This is a genomic window from Chitinophaga sp. 05T412 (genome assembly GCF_056396465.1).
The window spans coordinates 76,462-94,944 of sequence record NZ_JBFTLN010000020.1; the positions used below are offsets into that span (position 1 = coordinate 76,462).

Consider the following 18,483-nt stretch of genomic DNA (forward strand, 5'->3'; position numbering starts at 1 on the left):
GGAGTTTGGGCTATTGTAATAATATAGATTAGTAATCCATACCCATACCGTGGCCGCCGCCCATTGCAGGAGCTGCAGACTTAGGTTCTGGTTTATCTGCGATTACACATTCAGTAGTCAACAGCATAGAAGCGATAGACGCTGCATTTTCCAGTGCGATACGGGTTACTTTAGTAGGATCGATTACACCTGCTGCCAGTAAGTTTTCGTATACTTCAGTGCGGGCGTTGAAACCGAAATCACCTTTACCTTCTTTCACTTTCTGTACTACGATAGAACCTTCGATACCAGCGTTAGCGGTGATCTGACGTAATGGTTCTTCGATCGCACGTTTAACGATAGTGATACCGGTTTGTTCGTCGTTGTTATCGCCTTTCAGTGTTTCCAGGGATTCGATAGCGCGGATGTAAGCCACACCACCACCAGGAACGATACCTTCTTCAACAGCAGCGCGGGTAGCGTGTAAAGCATCGTCTACGCGATCTTTCTTTTCTTTCATTTCTACTTCGGTAGCAGCACCTACGTAGAGAACAGCTACACCACCGCTTAATTTAGCCAGGCGTTCCTGTAATTTTTCACGATCGTAGTCAGAAGTAGTTACTTCGATCTGTGCTTTGATTTGACCGATACGGCCCTGGATAGCTTCTTTATCGCCTTTACCACCTACGATGGTAGTGTTATCTTTATCGATAGTGATAGATTCTGCTTTACCGAGGTAAGTCAGGTCAGCATTTTCCAGTTTGTATCCTTGTTCTTCGCTGATAACGATACCACCAGTCAGGGTAGCGATATCCTGCAGCATATCTTTTCTTCTGTCGCCGAAGCCAGGAGCTTTTACAGCAGCAACTTTCAGGGTACCACGCAGTTTGTTTACCACCAGGGTAGCCAGTGCTTCACCTTCCAGGTCTTCAGAAATGATAACCAGTGGTGCGCCTTGTTGAGCTACTTTTTCCAGGATGTGGAGGATATCCTTCATAGTGCTGATCTTTTTATCGTAGATCAGGATATAAGGGTTAGCCAGTTCAGCCTGCATTTTTTCGCTGTTGGTGATGAAGTAAGGAGACAGGTAACCGCGGTCAAACTGCATACCTTCTACTACTTCAACAGTAGTGTCAGTACCTTTTGCTTCTTCTACAGTGATAACGCCATCTTTGGTTACTTTCTGCATTGCTTCAGCAATCAGTTTACCAATTTCGCTATCGTTGTTAGCGGAGATAGATGCTACCTGTTCGATTTTCTGGTTGTCGTTACCAACTTTTTCGGACTGTTTTCTCAGGTTTTCAACAACTGCTTTCACAGCTTTGTCAACACCGCGTTTCAGATCCATTGGGTTAGCACCGGCAGCAACGTTTTTCAAGCCTTCGCCGATGATAGCCTGTGCCAGAACGGTTGCAGTGGTAGTACCATCACCTGCCAGATCAGCAGTTTTGGAAGCTACTTCTTTCACCATTTGCGCACCCATATTTTCGATTGCGTCTTCGAGTTCAATTTCTTTAGCAACGGTAACACCATCTTTAGTTACACCAGGAGCACCGAATTTCTTTTCGATTACTACGTTACGACCTTTAGGGCCCAGGGTTACTTTAACGGCATCCGCCAGGGTATCAACACCCTTCTTCATTTTGTTGCGGGCGTCTATATTGAAGAAAATTTGTTTTGCCATAATACTTTGTAGATTTTTCTATTAGGAATTAAAACATATCCGGAGGCCTATCTTAAACGATGGCCAGGATATCAGATTCACGCATGATTAAGTAATCTTCGCCTTCGATAGGGAGTTCCTGACCAGAGTATTTACCATACAGTACAGTATCACCTACTTTAACAGTAATGGGTTCATCTTTTTTACCAGGACCAGCAGCCACTACAGTGCCTCTAACTGGTTTTTCTTTTGCAGTATCCGGGATGATGATACCACCAGCTGTTTTCTCTTCTGCTGCTGCAGGTTTCACAATTACCCTGTCAGCTAAAGGTTTAATACTTAATTGTTTAGCCATAGTAGATTTTATTTAAAAAAGATGTTTATAATTTTGTTCCTTCCCGTCCACGAGAATTATGCCAAGGCGATTTTCGGGTCAAATTAGCAGGTTATGAAGGTATTGACTGGAATTCACACTGACAAATCATGACAGGCCACCCGAAAAAATGACAGATAGGGACGATATCCTACCGGGGATAATAAATCCGCCTCCATGGCTTTATCTCCCAAATTTCCTCAAATATGAATTTTTTTCTCTAGTTTTGCGCCCTTATACCAGTTCTTTTTTATACGATGATCAGTAGAAGAAACATCCGGGTAAAGGTGATGCAAACACTTTACGCCCTGGAAACGATGGATGAAAGCAGTATTAAGCCAGGTACGGCTACCAGACTTTTAAATGAAAAGCTGGACCAGACCTGTCAGATCTTTACCTACTTACTTAATTCAGTGGTACAGGTGGCACAATACGCAGAAATTGATGCGCAGGCCCGTGCCTCCAAACACTTACCCTCCGCCGAGGACCTGCAGGTGAATACCAAAATTGCAGGGAATGAATTTATTTACCAGATAATCAGCGACAAGGGCTTCCAGGTAAATCTGGAACAATGGAAAATGAAGCTGCAGACAGATGATGATCTGCTCAGAAAGCTTTATAACCAGCTGGTAGTTACAGATACCTACAAAGCTTATATAGCAGATAATACCCGTACAAAAGCCGGGGAAAAGGAAATACTGGAATTCATCTATAAAGAAATACTGGGGAAAAGTGAGCTGTTTCTACAGCATATGGAAGATACCTTCCTTCACTGGGGTGATGATGAGGAAATGATGACGATCCTGCTCAATAATTATTTCAACAAGCCGCATCTCTTCAACTTCCTGCAGCTGATCAGTAAAGAAAAGCTGGATTATGCAAAAGAACTGCTGCTGACAGTAATCGACAAAAAAGAATACTGCCTGGAGCTGATCAAACCCAAATTACAAAACTGGGATTCTGAACGTATTGCAGCGGTGGATATGTTACTGATGGAAATGGGCGTTTGCGAGTTCCTTTACTTCCCTACCATTCCGACTAAGGTTACCATTAACGAATATATTGATCTGGCCAAAGCTTACAGCACGCCACAGAGCGGACAGTTTATTAACGGGATACTGGATAACATCCTGAAAGACCTGGAAAAGGAGCAAATKGTTCAAAAACAGGACCGTCCCAAAAAGTAAGTGGGAAAAGTTATTTTTACTAAAAAATAGCAAAACCATGAAAAAGCTGTTCTGTTTATTCGCCTGTGGAAGCCTGCTGATTGCGGCTTGTAACAATAGTGCCAAAAAGAATACTGCCGCTACCGGCGCTACCGAAAGCGGACAAGTAAAAAATGATGCGCAATCCTCCGCACTGAATTTCGAAGAAAAGGTGCATAATTTTGGAGAAATTGTTGCCGGTGAAAAAGTAGAGTATTCTTTTAAATTCACTAATACAGGCACCAGTCCGCTCGTGATCGAAGATGCCATCTCCAGCTGTGGTTGCACCGTACCGGAATGGCCTAAAGAACCCATCAAACCCGGACAATCCGGTTATATGAAGGTTATTTTTGACAGTCATGGCAAATCCGGTTACACAGAGAAAGAGATTTCTGTTAAAATCAACAATAATGACGGTTATGTGATAGGACCTAAAATACAGTGTAATATCATTACCAAGTAGGACCGGCAAAACTATTAAATCAATTATAGATGAACATCCTGAACATTTTATTAATGGCGCCTCAGGCAGGTGGTCAAGGTGGTGGCAACTCCTACGTTTCCTTCCTGTTTTTCGGTGGTATGATCCTTGTCATGTGGCTTTTCATGATTCGCCCTCAAACTAAAAAAGCGAAACTGCAGAAACAATTTATCGATAACCTGAAAGAAGGCGACAAAATCGTTACCATCGCAGGTATTCACGGTAAAGTGAAGAAAATGAACGACGACAATACAGTTGTAATGGAAGTGAGTCCTGGTACCAGCTTCGTGATTGAACGTTCTGCCATCAGCATGGAATATACTTCAGCTAAACAACAGCAGAAACCGGCTGAAACCAAATAAGCTTAGAGATTACCTTTTTATACTACGGAGTTGCGGGCCCAGGCCTGTAACTCCGTAATTCATATGGGCCGGTTCGTATTTTTATTTAAATTGGGGGTATGTTAAAGATAGGAATCACCGGAGGCATTGGCTCTGGCAAAAGCACGGTTAGCAAAATATTTGAATTATTAGGCATCCCCGTATATTATGCGGATGACAGGGCAAAAGATATACTGGTACGTGATCCGGAACTGATGGCACAGGTGAAGCAACATTTTGGCCCTGAAACATACGACAACAATGGTCGCCTGAACCGGAAATATCTGGGAGATATTGTATTCAACAGCAAAGATAAACTGGCTATACTCAACTCTCTCGTACATCCTGCCACTATTCGGGATTCCGACCAATGGGCCAGTCAACAAACCACCCCCTATGTACTTAAAGAAGCCGCCCTGCTTTTTGAAACAGAATCTTTTCACCATCTGGATAAAGTCATCGCCGTTTTTGCGCCCCAGCCACTGCGGGTACACCGCGTTATGAAACGGGATCACATGACCCGCGATGAAGTGCTGGCGCGCATTTACAAACAAATTGATGAAACCATTAAAATGCGGTTGAGTGATTATGTAATACATAACGACGAACAGCATATGGTGATCCCACAAGTACTGGCACTACACCAGGAATTACTGGCACTGGCAGCATCCCATTAAGGTTACCTGGGGTATAGCGCTGCCGTACTCCCCTGCTGTTTTGCCTAACTTTGATAAAAATAAGGATAATGGACAAGGTGAATATTTCTCCGATACAACTCACCCCCGGTGCGGCGGAAGAAGTGAAGAAACTCCTGCAGGGCGCTACAGAAGCTCCCTATCTGCGGGTTGGCGTTAAAGGTGGCGGTTGTTMCGGCGTAGCTTATATGCTGGGATTTGACGCCATCATGGAAGATGATGACCTTTTTGAGGTAGATGGTATTCCGGTAATCATGAAAAAAGCCCACAGCATGTACCTGATGGGGATGGAAATAGATTATGAACCGGAAGCGAAAGGGTTCGTGTTCCGGGGGCGGGAAGCATAAAGCTGAAAGCAAAAAGCTATTGAGGCGGATGACCTTAGCGATTATTACTTCGCTTTGATCATCCGCCTCAATAGCTTTTTGCTTTCAGCTTTTAGCTTTCCCCTCAACAAAAAACCTCCTGGCAAGCCAGGAGGTTTTTTTATCAAACATCATTTCAGTTATCCTACTTATTTAGCAGCTGTTGCTTTCTGCGCAATCACTTCCACTGATTCTGATTCATTTGCCAGTTGGTTCTTTTTATCAAAGTCAACCAGTACCGGCGCTGCCACGAAGATGGAAGAGTAAGTACCAGTGATCACACCAATCAGCATAGCGAAAGCGAAACCACGGGTTACTTCACCACCGAAGATAAACAGGATCAGGATGGTCAGGAATACCGTGAGGGAGGTCATAATGGTACGGCTCAGCGTATCGTTAATCGCTTTATTGATAACGGTATCTCTGTCGCGGCCATGTTTACCGGTTCTGAAGTATTCACGGATACGGTCAAATACAATCACGGTATCGTTCATGGAGAACCCGATGACTGTCAGGATCGCCGCAATGAAGTGCTGGTCAATTTCCAGGGTGAATGGAACAAAAGATCTGCACCAGGAGAATACTGCCAGTGTTACCAATACGTCATGCAGCAAAGAGAAGATAGTACCGATAGAGTACTGCCATTTGCTGAATCGTAACAGGATATACAGGAAGATCACCACAATTGACAACACGGTGGCTTTTACCGCACCAGCACGTAAGTCGTCGGAGATAGTTGGTGATACTGTCTGTGAACCAACAATATAACGGGTAGCAAATGCTTCAGGTGTTACAGAACCATCATAGAACTGCTTCAGGCCCTGGTATAATTTATCTGCTACTTCTTTATCCACTGCGAGGCTCTGCTGCTCAATTTTGTAAGCAGTAGTGATATTCAGCTGGTTAGTGCTTCCGATAGTTTTAACGAATACTTCTGATTCAAATTCTTTCTTCAGAACATCTGCTACTTTCTCTCTGTTCATCGGATGCTCGAAGCGAACCGTATAGCTACGTCCACCGGAGAAATCGATACCGTGGTCGAAGCCATGGAAGAAGGAAGATACACCTGCTACCATTACAACAGCAGAGATGATATAAGCGTATTTACGTTTTCCTACGAAGTCGAAAGCAGCGTGTTTAAATACTTTACGGGAAATAGGAGTAAAGTATTCGAAGTGTCTCTTTCTCTTCATCCAGAAGTCTGTTACCATACGGGATACCAGGATACCACAGAACAGTGACAGGAACAAACCTATGATCTGAGTGGTAGCGAAGCCCAGTACAGGACCTAAACCGAAGTAGAACAGGATGAATGCTGTGAGGAGGGAGGTAACGTGACCATCCAATACAGGTGCATAAGAACGTTTGTAACCTTCTGATACGGCTTCTGCATAAGATTTACCATGGGTCAGTTCATCCTTGATTCTTTCGAAGATGATTACGTTGGTATCCACCGCCATACCGATGGTGAGTACCATACCCGCAATACCAGCCATTGTTAACGTAGCGCCCATAGATGCCAGGATACCGAAGGTAAACAGCAGGTTGAGTACCAGAGCAATGTTAGCTACCCAGCCGGCAGAGTTGTAATACACCAGCATGAGTACGAAGATGATACCGAAGGAGATCATGAAAGACTTGGCACCGGCAGCGATAGATTCCGCACCGAGGGTAGGTCCTACGATCTGTTCCTGTACGATTTGTGCAGGAGCCGGCATTTTACCGGATTTCAGGATGTTTGCAAGGTCACTGGCTTCTTCGATGGTAAAGCTACCACTGATAGAAGAACGGCCACCCGCAATTTCACCTTGTATAGATGGAGCGGAGTAAACGATATTATCGAGTACAATCGCTACATAGTTGAAAGTATTAGGATCTTTTGGATTGCTTGGCGCCAGTTCACCGGTCAGCTTTTTCCACTCATGGGCACCTACGTTGTCCATGGTCATGCTGATTTCCGGTTGGTTGTTCTGGTCCATATCCTGACGCGCATCTACGATTCTTTCGCCACCAACGCGTGGAGTAGGGTTCGCAGGGTTTACTTTCAGGAGGTAAACAGCCATCAGACCGTGTTTGTCTTCTTTATTTTCAGGACCGAAAGCGATCACACCATCTTTAGGTAATACCGCTTTTACAGCAGGCAGTTCCAGGTAACGGTTGAAAGTAGCGGTGTCCTTAGGGAAGATTCTTCCGATAGATGAACTTGGGAAGATAGTACCGGATTGAGGATCAGCGTTAGGAATGAATACCATGAACAGCGGATTTTGTTTCTGCTGTTCTTTGATTTGCAGTTCCTTGCTGGCATTTTTACCAGTATCGCTTTTAGAGATATACTGTTTCAGGCTGCCATCATTAGCGGTATCTGCTGGATTAGCGGCGGTGGCAGTAGCTGCTTTGGCAGTATCTACTGCAGCAGTAGCCGGTGCGGAAGATTTCAGAGAGTTTCTGATGGCTTCGTTCATCGGCATCAGTACGTTCTGGAAAAATTCAGGGCTGTTTTTGTAAACTTCTCTGAATTCCAGGTTAGCCGTTGCCTGCAGGTATTTGTGTACACGGGCAGCGTTATCAACGCCTGCCAGTTCCACGGAGATCAGACCTTTGTTTTCGTCCAGGCTGATGTTTGGTTGTGCCACCCCGAATTTATCAATACGTTTTTGCAGTACGATATAGGTATTTTTAATGGCAACACGTGATTCCTTGCGGATCATGTCCAGCACCTGCTGATTGGTAGAATTGAAGGTGATATCCTTTTGGTAGGCATTTGCAAAGATCGTTGCCAGTTTACCCTGTGGTGCTACTTCGGCGTATGCTTGACCGAACAAAGTAACAAAATCTGACTGGTTTGTCTTTTTGAGTTCATTTGCCCTTACCAGCGCTCTGTTAAACGCAGGGTCCTTGGATTGACCAGATAAAGCGCGAATTACATCTTCTACGCTTACTTCCAGTACAACGTTCATACCACCCACCAGGTCAAGACCAAGATTCAATTCTTTTTCTTTTGCTTTGGTGTAGGTGACATTCCATGGGAAACCTGCAATCTTGATGCTGCTGGTACTGTCCACGATCTCTTGTCTCCTCATTTTAATAAACCCTGCCAGTGTATCTGCGTAAAAACCGCGCAGTTCCTTTTCCTGGTTTGTTTCACCCGGATATTTTTTTTCAGGTGTAGGGTATTGTTTGGCCACATCGTCCTTGGCCTGCTGCTCTATCTTCTTCTCATAGTTCCGCACCAAAAACGTGAAGGACAATTGGTACAAAGAGATAAGGATCAGTGCGATGGCAAAAAATCTTACCAGTCCTTTAAGTTGCATACTGTTTGTTTCGGGTTTATAAAAAAAAATTTTAAGAGTTGCAAAGATAGAATTAAAATCGATATATTAAAGTCCTTGTTAAAAGACGCGCAGAATCAATCTGCGCCTGCTTTTGCAGGTTAGCTGGCATACTTTTTTGTAAATCTGCGATCCTGGATTCTGGTCTTTTTAATATTATTCCTTTGCTTTACAATCAATAACAACGACAAATATATGCAAACCCAACATTATCCGGCAACAGATAATTTTCTGGCAGCTTTGCTGAAAAGTCAAAAAAGCCGGTTAGGCGCGGTTTTCAGCGATCCTTCCACTTACCGATTACAGGTAATTTTCACCCGGATAGACCGGGATGAACGGCAAATGCCCCATTTTACAGATTATTTTTATGGCGTTCCGCCAGATACCTACTTCTACCCTGCTTCTACGGTAAAGTTACCGGCAGCGGCGCTGGCACTGGAAAAAATAAATGATTTACAGATCCCGGGCCTTCACCGGAATACGCCATTATTTACAGATCCGCTGCCTGACATTAATACCGGCGTTCGCCGCGATCGTTCGGCCGCCTCCGGGCTTCCTTCTGTAGCTCATTACATTAAAAAAATATTCCTGACAAGCGATAACGACGCGTTTAACCGGCTGTACGAGCTGATTGGCCAGGAGCCATTTAACCGCCGGCTGTGGGAAATGGGATATGGGCAGGCACAAATACGCCACCGGGTAGGGCTTCCCCTTTATGAAGCTGCGAATAAGCATACAAACGGGATTGTATTCCAGGAAGGCAATGTAGTATTATATCATCAGGCGGCGCAATGCAGCGGGCTACATTTCTCACCCAGGCAGGATTTTGCCGGACAAGCTTTCTACAATCACCTCGACAAGCTGGAAGCCCAGCCCATGAACTTTTCCCATCGCAACAAACTCCCCCTCACGCACTTACATGATATACTACGAAGTATAATTTTTCCAGAGGCTGTAACAAATCAGCAACGGTTCCGTTTAACAGAGGAAGATTATAGCTTTTTGTATCAACATATGTCACAATATCCGGAGGAGTCAACCGATCCAATATATGATCCGGAGCAATTTTACCAGGCATATACCAGATTTTTGCTTTTTGGGGGAGATAGTAATAGCCGGATACCCGACCATGTCAGGATATTCAATAAACCAGGATGGGCATACGGATTTCTGACAGATACCGCTTATATTGTGGACTTTGCCAACAACACAGAGTTCTTGTTATCCGCCAGCATCTTTGTGAATACAAGTGGGATACTGGGCGATGATCAATCCGCTTTTGAGAAAACAGGTAAACCCTTTCTCAGGGCATTAGGAGAAGTTATTTATGCAGAAGAGGTACAACGGGATAAAAAAATATTACCAGACCTGTCCCGCTTCAAACCAAAATAAAAAAACAACTGACAATAACACACAATTAAAAAACTGAGAGCAAAATGCTAACCAAGAACAATCGTGTATGGGCCGCGGTAGCCCTGCTGACTGCAGCAATCGGATTCACTTCCTGTCTGAAGAATGATAAAGTAACACCCAGCAGGCCTCAGGCACAGGTGCTGATCCTGAATGCCTCTACCAGTATGGTACCAGCCTCTTTTTATGTTGATGCGCAGAGAATAAGCAAAGATACTGCTAACATTGGTTATGGCTTCCTGGCTTATTACCCTGTTTATGGCGGCTCGCATACGTTTGAACTGAGGAAGAGAGGCGCCGACAGCGTAATTACTTCTTCCCGTACTTCTTACGACTCTACCGGATATTATACCTGGGTAGTATTGGGTAAAAGCCCGGTAAGCTCAGTAGCTGTTCAAAGCGATTTCACTTCCGCCAGCCAACAAAAAATCAACATCCGTTGTCTGAACCTGTCTACTGGCACAGGCGCGGGCGATTTGGTAGATTTCTATGTGGGTGACGAGAAAATAGAAAGCAACAAAATGTCTATGTCTATCAATGATGTAGCTATGGCGACCAGATTTACTCAGTATACCAACTTCACCAATAACACTAAAATTTCGGTAAAGAAAGCTGGCACTACCGAGGAACTGGCGGTTAATGCCAGTCTGACGCAGGTTGGCAAAGCGCTCAGTGTAGGCAACGTGTATACTATTTACTTTATGGGTACCAAAGGCAGCACGGGTGCTGATAAACCAATCGTGGATGTCATCCCGAGTCTTTTCTAAGCAGCAGATAAATTCTTAATGATAGAATACAGAAGGGGCCGTGATTACGGCCCCTTCTGCGTTGGTATGGCAGCCATACGGGATCTTTCCATGTATAATCTACTTTTTTTCTGTAGGTTTGTTCCGGTACAATGTTAAGATATGAATCAACTAGCAGAAAGGCTGTCACGGATTTCCGAGCCTCAAACAATTAAAATGGCTAAACTCGGCCGCGAGTTGAAAGCCCAGGGTATAGATATTGTAGACCTCAGCATCGGAGAACCGGATTTTGATACCCCGGAACATATCCGTGAAGCCGCCAAAAAGGCGATTGATGAAGGTTTTACACATTATACCCCGGTAGCTGGATATCCGGAGGTAAGAAAGGCAGTAGTACATAAACTGAAGAGAGATAACGGTCTTGACTATACGCCAGAACAAATTGTGGTATCAACCGGCGCCAAGCAATGCCTGGCCAATGCCGTACTGAGCATTGTAAATCCCGGTGATGAAGTGATCATCCCTACGCCTTATTGGGTCACCTATTCAGAACAGGTGAGCCTGTGTCAGGGTGAAGTAGTATTTGTTCCGTGCAGCATTGAGAATAACTATAAAATCACGGCGGCACAGCTGGAAGCGGCGATCACACCGAAAAGCAGGTTGTTCATGTTCTCCTCTCCCTGCAACCCTACCGGGTCTGTATATTCCAAAGAGGAACTGGCTTCGCTGGCAGCTGTATTCGCCAAACATCCACAAATCTTTATTATTTCCGACGAAATATATGAGTATATCAACTACGTTGGTAAACACGAAAGTATTGCGCAGTTTGGAGATCTGATCAATCGTACCATCATTATCAACGGCCTCAGCAAAGGATTTGCGATGACCGGCTGGCGCCTGGGCTATATGGCTGCTCCACTGGATATTGCCAAAGCCTGCGATAAAATTCAAAGTCAGTTTACTTCTGCCACCTGCTCTATCACCCAGCGGGCAGCTATCACCGCACTCAACGGTGATCTGACCACTGCCATAGAAATGGTAGCCGCCTTTAAAAAACGTCGTGCCTACATACATGAAGCCCTGAAAACTATTCCAGGTCTGAAAGTAAATGACCCGGAAGGCGCTTTCTATATGTTCCCGGATGTAAGTGCCTTCTTCAATAAATCATATGAAGGAATGCAGGTCAACAATGCAGATGACATGTGTATGTACCTGCTGCATAAAGCCAATGTATCTACCGTTACCGGTGTGGCGTTCCAGCAGCCCGACTGTATTCGTCTATCTTACGCCACCAGCATGGAAAACCTGGAGAAAGGCGTGGAAAGATTGAGAACCTGGCTGGCAAAATTGAGCTAAAAAAGAAGTTATATGAATAAAGAATTTATGGGAAGATGGTAGCTAATAATATGCTCCGCGTTTATCATCTCCCATAAATTCTTAATTCTTAACACTCAATTATATATAATATTATTATATATTTGTACGCATAACGTATAAAGATGGATGTGAATAAACTTTTGTATATAGCCATTGCCATTGGCGCCGTGGCGATTATATATCCGACCATAAAAGATCTCTTCAAAAAAAACAAGCCGGAAGATGCACCGGAAGGAGAAAAAAAAGCACCTGTCAACGCCGCCATACTTCCTTTACAGTTACAGGCTTATGAGCGGATGGCGTTGTATGTAGACCGTATTACCCCACAAAGCCTGATTGGCAGAATTTACCACCCGGGCCTATCGGCTGTGGATATGCAAATTGCCATGGTACAACAAATCAAAGCGGAATATGAGCACAATGTAACGCAACAGATTTATGTATCTACCGCTACCTGGGAAGCCGTAAAAACATTGAAGGAACAAACTATTTCCGTGATCAACCAGGTAGCTGTACAACTGCCTCCCGATGCGTCCGCACTGGAGTTGAACAAACAGATCCTGGAAGTTTTTCTGCAAGCCGGAGAATCTCCTGCGGAATTAGCGGCTCAGATTATCAATGCAGAAGCCAAGCGCATCATGCGGTAATTATCGCGCGTAGATCACTTCATTCAACAAATAACCTTTTCCATTAAACAGTATGTAAAGTGGTTTTCCCTGATACCAGGGAACGCCGGCTTTTTTGGCATGTACCTGTATATGCAGGTGCGGTTCTGTGCTAAAACCTGAATTACCAACACAGCCAAGGGGATCGCCTTGTTTTACATACTGTCCTTCCTTCACTACCACGCTACCTTTTTTGAGGTGGCCCATAAACACATAATAACCGGGCGTTTCCAGTAATACCTGGTTAGTATTCTTCGGCCCGCGGTCCATGTTGGGAGGAATATTATCCGGGTCATCGCTGTAAGCCCTTGCTACCAGGCCATCGCAAGGGGCATAGAGTGTATCGCCAAAAATAGTATAGTCGTGGAGGTTACGGGAAAAAATCTGGTTGGCACGTCCGCCATAGCTATTGAGCTGCACAATATCCATCGCATACACCGCGCCACGCAAACTAAAGTGGAACACATTGGTAGGCAATCCTTTGCCACCCTGCAACACATAAAATTTCCCGGATTTAAACGGCAACGATAAACGCACCGTATCTGGTTTACCGGTAGTGCCGGTAAAATAAAGAACACTGAGTAAAATAAATAAGGAAGACAACATCATATTGCTACGCCGCTTCCATAGCGGTGTAGGCTGGGCAGCATGATCATGCTTACGCAGCACATAAGCAGCGCAAACCGCCACCAGGAGGCCACCAAACACATATCCTGCATAGATGGATAAATATACCCAGGTGCCATATAAATAAAGAAATACAGCCAGGGACAACCCCAGCAACAAATAAGTGTAAGTAGCCCGCAGTGGCCTGCTACCGGCTTTCCATACCAGGTATAAACTATATAGCGCCAGCACGAGGGTAATGCCTAATAAACAATAAATGATCATAATTGCCTGCCAACTTTCACACAAATTATCAATATTTTTCTCAGCGGCGAAGTACCATAATAATTATGTAACATTGCAACGCTAGTTTTTGATACTATGGAAAAAACCATTCAAACCGATTCGGGCATTGTGATAGCGCCGGTATATAGCCAACCGTTAGCCATGGAAGAGCAACCCGGCAGCTTCCCCTACACCAGGGGCATACATGCCACCATGTACCGCGACAAGCTGTGGACCATGCGGCAATATGCCGGATTCAGCACGGCAGAAGAATCGAATAAACGTTATCATTACCTGCTCAGTCAGGGCGTAATGGGCCTGAGCGTTGCCTTTGACCTGCCTACGCAGATAGGCTATGATTCAGATCATCCGATGTCTGAAGGAGAAGTAGGGAAAGTAGGTGTAGCCATAGATTCACTGGAAGATATGGAGATATTGTTCAAAGGCATTTCACTGGAACAGATATCTACCTCCATGACCATCAATGCCACCGGCTTTATACTGCTGGCATTGTATATTGCCCTCGCCAAAAAACAGGGTGCCGATCTGAAGAAAATTTCCGGTACCATTCAAAATGATATCCTGAAAGAATATGCTGCCAGAGGCACTTTCATTTATCCACCGAAACCCTCTATGCGGGTAATCACGGATATTTTTGCGTATTGCAGCAAAGAGGTTCCGAAGTGGAATACCATCTCCATATCTGGTTATCATATCCGCGAAGCAGGCGCTAATGCCGTACAGGAACTCGCTTTTACACTTGCTAACGGTAAAGCCTATCTGAAAGCAGCGCAGGAAGTGGGACTGGATATCAACGTTTTTGCCAAACGATTATCTTTCTTCTTCAATGCACACAACCATCTCTTTGAAGAAGTAGCAAAATTCCGCGCTGCCAGGCGGATGTGGGCACATATCACCCAATCACTGGGGGCTACAGATCCCAAAGCGCAGATGCTGCGTTTTCATACACAAACGGGTGGTAGTACCCTTACCGCCCAGCAACCGCACAATAACATTGTACGCGTAGCCATACAAACACTGGCAGCTACCATGGGAGGCACCCAATCGCTCCACACCAACGGCTATGATGAAGCTTTATCATTGCCCACGGAAGAAGCGGCCCGCATTGCCCTCCGTACCCAGCAAATTGTTGGATATGAAAGCGGTGTAGCCGACACGGTAGATCCATTGGCTGGTTCCTTCTATGTAGAAGCGCTGACCAACGAAGTGGAAAGCAAAGCCTGGGAACTGATCAACAAAATTGACGCGATGGGCGGCGCCGTGAGTGCCATTGAACAAGGCTTTGTACAGGATGAAATAGCCCGCAGTGCCTACCGCTATCAGCAGGAGATCGAGAATAATGAAAAAGTGATCATCGGTGTTAATAAATTTACAGCGGCTGACCAAACAGCGCCGGAGGTGTTCCGTATTGATGATAGTATTCGCGTATTACAATCTGAAAGACTAACATCTCTCCGCGAACGCCGCAACAATGCAGCCGTACAACAGTCGCTGGCCCGCATCCGTGAAGCTGCCAACGGCAACGAAAACCTGATGCCATTGGTAGTAACGGCAGTTGAACATTTGGCCACACTGGGAGAAATAGCAGATGTACTGAGAGAAGTATGGGGAGAGTATAAATAATTATATAAGCGTATTCAACAAACAAATGAGTTTAATCTATCACAACACCTGTCCGCTTTGTGGATCATCACAAATCCAGGAAGCGCTAACTGCCAAAGACTTTACTGTATCCAAAGAAACATTTGATATCTTCCATTGCGGAGGCTGTGGTGGCCGGTTTACACAAAATGTACCAGATGGTGCATCTATTGGCCGTTATTACCAATCGCAGGAATATATTTCTCATTCAGAAACCAAGCAAGGCCTTATTAACCGTTTATACCACAGCGTCAGAAAAATTACGTTGCGTTCCAAACAAAACTGGGTGCGTAATGCGGCTGGTATGAAAACAGGCAACCTGCTGGACATCGGCAGTGGTACCGGCGCTTTCCTGCATTATATGCAAACAGGTGGGTGGACGGTTACCGGTCTGGAACCCGATGAAAATGCCCGCCACAATGCCAAAACAATTTATGATATAACCGCATTGCCCATAGAAGACCTGTATACTTTGCCGGCACAACAATATGACGCCATCACCATGTGGCATGTACTGGAACACGTACATGATCTGCATCGTTACCTGGATCATATCCGTACCCTGCTGAAACCCAACGGGGCCCTGCTGATCGCCGTTCCAAACTATACTTCTTCCGATGCCGCTTACTACAAAGAATACTGGGCGGCCTATGATGTACCCAGACACCTCTATCATTTTTCTCCAGGCGCAATGGAGAAATTACTCACACAACATCAGATTAAACTGGTAAAAAAACACCCTATGGTGTTTGATGGCTTCTATGTTAGCTTACTCAGTGAAAAATATAAAACCGGCAAGAGCCGCTTATTCCAGGGCTTTTTCCATGGCTTCCGCTCTTATAGAAAGGGATTAAAAGTGGTGGATCAATGTAGCTCGATTGTATACGAGTGCAGGATCTAACTGCATAGAGCATAAAGCATAAAGCCGAAAGCAAAAAGCTATTGAGGCGAATGACCATTGCGAATTTAATATACGCTTTGATCATTCGCCTCAATAGCTTTTTGCTTTCGGCTTTATGCTTTCTGCTCTATTGCAATTTCATCTCGTCTATCAAACGGGTACATCCTGCGTACTTATCCACTATAAACAGCACATAGCGAATATCTACCATGATGTTGCGGCAAATAGAAGGGTCGTAATTAATATCGCTCATGGTGCCTTCCCAGGTACGGTCGAAATTCAAACCGATCAAACGACCATAAGCATCCAGGGCAGGGCTGCCGGAGTTGCCGCCGGTAGTGTGATTGGAAGCAATAAAGCAAACCGGCATTCTTCCATTAACACCATAACGGCCGTAGTCTTTTTTCTTATACAACTCAATCAGTCGGGCCGGTACATCGAATTCATAATCGCCGGGAATATATTTCTCCATCACGCCATCGAGGTAAGTGTAGAAGTCGTAGTGAACAGCATCACGCGGATTATAACCGTCCACTTTCCCGTAAGTAACGCGAAGCGTACTGTTTGCGTCGGGGTAGAATGTTTTTTTGCTGCCCATCACGTCCATTTGCGCCTGCATATACGTGCGTTGGAGGTTGTTGATATTAGATTGGATATCTGCCAGCGGTTTACTTACATTGTCCACAAATCCTTTGCGCATAGCCATCATTAAACGGGTAGCGGGGTCTGTCCACATTTGCGCTACTACTGTATTGTAGGGTTGTTGCACAAAAGTTTTCAATTTTTCGGGAGATGTTAAACCGGAGAGTGCATACATTTTATCCGCTAATGCGCGGCTGTCTTTGTTATTCTCCTGCCAGATCTGTGTAAAATCACTGCCGGCATATTGCGCTGGTACCCCTTTGGCGTAGAGCGCTACCTGGCTGACGCAGATGTCGTGGTCTACTTTGGCGTTATAATTCTGGTAAAACGACTGCATAGACGCCAGGAATTGTTCCCGCATGGTTTCATACTGCCCCTCTCCTCTTTCATGTACATCATTCAGGAAGGTGATGAGGCGATCGCCGATGGTAAACAGTTCTACGTTTTTCACCAGTTCACTGTAGTAGTCGCGTGTTTGCGCATATGGTTGCATTTGCTGGTAGTATCCATTCAATGAATCGAGTACACCGCTGTATTTTTGCTTCCATACCGGGTTTGCATCCAGCAGCTGGCGATAAGTAGCTTCGTATTGCAGTTTTTTACCGATGCCGTTGGTTTGTTTTACACCTTGCATTTCTCCCATCCATTTTTTCCAATAGTTGGCAGTACCGGCATATTTGGCGGCATATTGAATTTTAATTTGCTCGTCTTTACGCATGTAGCCGTCCATGATTTTGAGGGCGGCATCTCTCATTTCCACTTTGGCGGCATCTACTACTTCCACGGTTTGCTTCACGGCTTCTGACGGGAGGTATTCGGTGGTGCGGCCAGGGAATCCCATTACCATGGTGAAATCGTTTTGCTTCACTCCTTTCAGGGAAATGGTGAGGGCGTATTTAGGCTTTAAAGGCACATTATCCTTCGAATAAGGGGCCGGGCGACCATCTTTACCGGCATAGATACGAAACATCGAAAAATCGCCTGTATGACGTGGCCATACCCAGTTATCCGTATCTGATCCAAACTTCCCGATAGCAGATGGTGGGGCTCCTACCAGTCGTACATCGCGGTAGGTTTCTGTTACGAACAGGAAATACTGGTTGCCTTCATAGAACGGTTTTATCATGGCATCCTGCCAGCTTTCCTTACGGGCGGCCAGTTTGATTTCGTTTAAACGCTTATCTATCACCGATTGGCGTTCTCTTTCGCTCATGCCGGGTTTTACATCCTGCAGGGCGGCTTTGGTAACGTCGTCAATGCGGACAATGAAGGTGGCAAAGAGGCCTGGATTAGGTAACTCTTCTACAGCAGATTTCGCCCAGAAACCATTTTCCAGGAAGTTATTCTGCAGGGAAGAGTGCTTTTGGATGGCATCATAACCGCAGTGGTGATTGGTGAGCAGTAACCCCTGCTCAGAGATGACTTCTGCCGTACAAAAACCGCCGAAGCTCACGATAGCGTCTTTCAAACTACCTTTATTGATACTGTAAATATCCGCGGCACTGATTTTCATGCCCATTCCTTTCATCTCTTTCTCATTAAGACCGGATAACAGCTGCGGCAGCCACATGCCTTCTGTAGCATAGGTTTGCTGCGCCAGTACAAGGAATACTAATACTAGCACCCGTTTTACGATTCGTTGCAACATATCTGATATTCTTTTTATAAAACAGGCAATTTACTATAATTCGGGGAGGCGGGAAAAGATAACCCGGTGTT

General features: G+C 45.0%; 16 protein-coding genes. 11 read left to right on the top strand and 5 right to left on the bottom strand.

Going from position 1 to position 18,483, the window contains the following annotated elements; all coding sequences use genetic code 11:
- Positions 1 to 28: 28 nt before the first annotated feature.
- Together groL and AC1DFM_RS31515 are read right to left on the bottom strand one after the other, a co-directional pair.
- Entirely contained in the window at positions 29 to 1,663 is a 1,635-nt protein-coding gene (gene groL / locus AC1DFM_RS31510) for a chaperonin GroEL (protein ID WP_477080759.1), read from the bottom strand.
- A gap of 52 nt (positions 1,664 to 1,715) precedes the next feature.
- Positions 1,716 to 1,997: a co-chaperone GroES gene (locus tag AC1DFM_RS31515; protein ID WP_079473337.1), complete on the bottom strand. Its 282-nt coding sequence runs from the start codon at positions 1,995 to 1,997 to the stop codon at positions 1,716 to 1,718.
- Positions 1,998 to 2,272: 275 nt separating this feature from the next.
- Here AC1DFM_RS31515 and nusB point away from each other — a divergent pair, with 275 nt between their 5' ends.
- The 5 genes from nusB (at position 2,273) to AC1DFM_RS31540 (ending at position 5,123) form a co-directional block, all read left to right on the top strand.
- Positions 2,273 to 3,202 (top strand): transcription antitermination factor NusB, encoded by a 930-nt coding sequence (gene nusB, locus AC1DFM_RS31520; RefSeq protein ID WP_477080760.1) that lies wholly within the window; start codon positions 2,273 to 2,275, stop codon positions 3,200 to 3,202.
- 37 nt (positions 3,203 to 3,239) lie between these two features.
- Positions 3,240 to 3,683 carry a DUF1573 domain-containing protein gene (locus AC1DFM_RS31525; RefSeq protein ID WP_477080761.1) on the top strand — a complete coding sequence of 148 codons (444 nt, stop codon included), beginning with the start codon at positions 3,240 to 3,242 and terminating at the stop codon, positions 3,681 to 3,683.
- Positions 3,684 to 3,712: 29 nt separating this feature from the next.
- A complete protein-coding gene (gene yajC, locus AC1DFM_RS31530; RefSeq protein ID WP_477080762.1) occupies positions 3,713 to 4,063 on the top strand; it encodes a preprotein translocase subunit YajC in 351 nt (116 codons plus the stop codon).
- Positions 4,064 to 4,161: 98 nt separating this feature from the next.
- Positions 4,162 to 4,758 (top strand): dephospho-CoA kinase, encoded by a 597-nt coding sequence (gene coaE / locus AC1DFM_RS31535; protein WP_477080763.1) that lies wholly within the window; start codon positions 4,162 to 4,164, stop codon positions 4,756 to 4,758.
- 68 nt (positions 4,759 to 4,826) lie between these two features.
- Positions 4,827 to 5,123 (top strand): HesB/IscA family protein, encoded by a 297-nt coding sequence (locus tag AC1DFM_RS31540; protein ID WP_477080764.1) that lies wholly within the window; start codon positions 4,827 to 4,829, stop codon positions 5,121 to 5,123.
- Between the two features lie 167 nt (positions 5,124 to 5,290).
- On the opposite strand, the gene secDF is transcribed toward AC1DFM_RS31540, so the two are convergent.
- The gene (gene secDF / locus AC1DFM_RS31545; protein ID WP_477080765.1) at positions 5,291 to 8,452 is read right to left on the bottom strand and encodes a protein translocase subunit SecDF; all 3,162 of its coding nucleotides are present in this window, start codon (positions 8,450 to 8,452) and stop codon (positions 5,291 to 5,293) included.
- A gap of 213 nt (positions 8,453 to 8,665) precedes the next feature.
- Here secDF and AC1DFM_RS31550 point away from each other — a divergent pair, with 213 nt between their 5' ends.
- The 4 genes from AC1DFM_RS31550 (at position 8,666) to AC1DFM_RS31565 (ending at position 12,650) form a co-directional block, all read left to right on the top strand.
- The gene (locus AC1DFM_RS31550; RefSeq protein ID WP_477080766.1) at positions 8,666 to 9,862 is read left to right on the top strand and encodes a serine hydrolase; all 1,197 of its coding nucleotides are present in this window, start codon (positions 8,666 to 8,668) and stop codon (positions 9,860 to 9,862) included.
- Positions 9,863 to 9,906: 44 nt separating this feature from the next.
- On the top strand, positions 9,907 to 10,647 hold the full coding sequence (locus AC1DFM_RS31555) for a DUF4397 domain-containing protein (protein ID WP_477080767.1): 741 nt from the start codon (positions 9,907 to 9,909) through the stop codon (positions 10,645 to 10,647).
- Positions 10,648 to 10,842: 195 nt separating this feature from the next.
- Positions 10,843 to 11,982, top strand: a complete 1,140-nt coding sequence (locus AC1DFM_RS31560; protein ID WP_477080768.1) for a pyridoxal phosphate-dependent aminotransferase — start codon at positions 10,843 to 10,845, stop codon at positions 11,980 to 11,982.
- Between the two features lie 149 nt (positions 11,983 to 12,131).
- Positions 12,132 to 12,650 (top strand): DUF7935 family protein, encoded by a 519-nt coding sequence (locus AC1DFM_RS31565; RefSeq protein ID WP_477080769.1) that lies wholly within the window; start codon positions 12,132 to 12,134, stop codon positions 12,648 to 12,650.
- Here AC1DFM_RS31565 and AC1DFM_RS31570 read toward each other — a convergent pair whose 3' ends face one another.
- Positions 12,651 to 13,559, bottom strand: coding sequence for a M23 family metallopeptidase (locus AC1DFM_RS31570; RefSeq protein ID WP_477080770.1), 909 nt, complete (start codon positions 13,557 to 13,559; stop codon positions 12,651 to 12,653).
- Positions 13,560 to 13,655: 96 nt separating this feature from the next.
- Here AC1DFM_RS31570 and AC1DFM_RS31575 point away from each other — a divergent pair, with 96 nt between their 5' ends.
- Together AC1DFM_RS31575 and AC1DFM_RS31580 are read left to right on the top strand one after the other, a co-directional pair.
- Positions 13,656 to 15,203, top strand: a complete 1,548-nt coding sequence (locus AC1DFM_RS31575) for an acyl-CoA mutase large subunit family protein (RefSeq protein ID WP_477080771.1) — start codon at positions 13,656 to 13,658, stop codon at positions 15,201 to 15,203.
- Between the two features lie 25 nt (positions 15,204 to 15,228).
- Complete coding sequence (locus AC1DFM_RS31580; RefSeq protein ID WP_477080772.1) at positions 15,229 to 16,122, top strand: class I SAM-dependent methyltransferase; 894 nt, start codon at positions 15,229 to 15,231, stop codon at positions 16,120 to 16,122.
- Between the two features lie 127 nt (positions 16,123 to 16,249).
- Here the strand turns inward: AC1DFM_RS31580 and AC1DFM_RS31585 are convergent, their stop codons facing one another.
- On the bottom strand, positions 16,250 to 18,412 hold the full coding sequence (locus AC1DFM_RS31585; protein ID WP_477080773.1) for a S46 family peptidase: 2,163 nt from the start codon (positions 18,410 to 18,412) through the stop codon (positions 16,250 to 16,252).
- Positions 18,413 to 18,483 lie beyond the last annotated feature (71 nt).

What these genes read in the sequence shown, in the direction of transcription:
- groL (WP_477080759.1), bottom strand. Translation starts at nt 1,663, where the DNA reads ATGGCAAAACAAATTTTCTTCAATATAGACGCCCGCAACAAAATGAAG.
- AC1DFM_RS31515 (WP_079473337.1), bottom strand. Translation starts at nt 1,997, where the DNA reads ATGGCTAAACAATTAAGTATTAAACCTTTAGCTGACAGGGTAATTGTG.
- AC1DFM_RS31525 (WP_477080761.1), top strand. Translation starts at nt 3,240, where the DNA reads ATGAAAAAGCTGTTCTGTTTATTCGCCTGTGGAAGCCTGCTGATTGCG.
- yajC (WP_477080762.1), top strand. Translation starts at nt 3,713, where the DNA reads ATGAACATCCTGAACATTTTATTAATGGCGCCTCAGGCAGGTGGTCAA.
- coaE (WP_477080763.1), top strand. Translation starts at nt 4,162, where the DNA reads ATGTTAAAGATAGGAATCACCGGAGGCATTGGCTCTGGCAAAAGCACG.
- secDF (WP_477080765.1), bottom strand. Translation starts at nt 8,452, where the DNA reads ATGCAACTTAAAGGACTGGTAAGATTTTTTGCCATCGCACTGATCCTT.
- AC1DFM_RS31550 (WP_477080766.1), top strand. Translation starts at nt 8,666, where the DNA reads ATGCAAACCCAACATTATCCGGCAACAGATAATTTTCTGGCAGCTTTG.
- AC1DFM_RS31555 (WP_477080767.1), top strand. Translation starts at nt 9,907, where the DNA reads ATGCTAACCAAGAACAATCGTGTATGGGCCGCGGTAGCCCTGCTGACT.
- AC1DFM_RS31560 (WP_477080768.1), top strand. Translation starts at nt 10,843, where the DNA reads ATGGCTAAACTCGGCCGCGAGTTGAAAGCCCAGGGTATAGATATTGTA.
- AC1DFM_RS31570 (WP_477080770.1), bottom strand. Translation starts at nt 13,559, where the DNA reads ATGATCATTTATTGTTTATTAGGCATTACCCTCGTGCTGGCGCTATAT.
- AC1DFM_RS31575 (WP_477080771.1), top strand. Translation starts at nt 13,656, where the DNA reads ATGGAAAAAACCATTCAAACCGATTCGGGCATTGTGATAGCGCCGGTA.
- AC1DFM_RS31580 (WP_477080772.1), top strand. Translation starts at nt 15,229, where the DNA reads ATGAGTTTAATCTATCACAACACCTGTCCGCTTTGTGGATCATCACAA.
- AC1DFM_RS31585 (WP_477080773.1), bottom strand. Translation starts at nt 18,412, where the DNA reads ATGTTGCAACGAATCGTAAAACGGGTGCTAGTATTAGTATTCCTTGTA.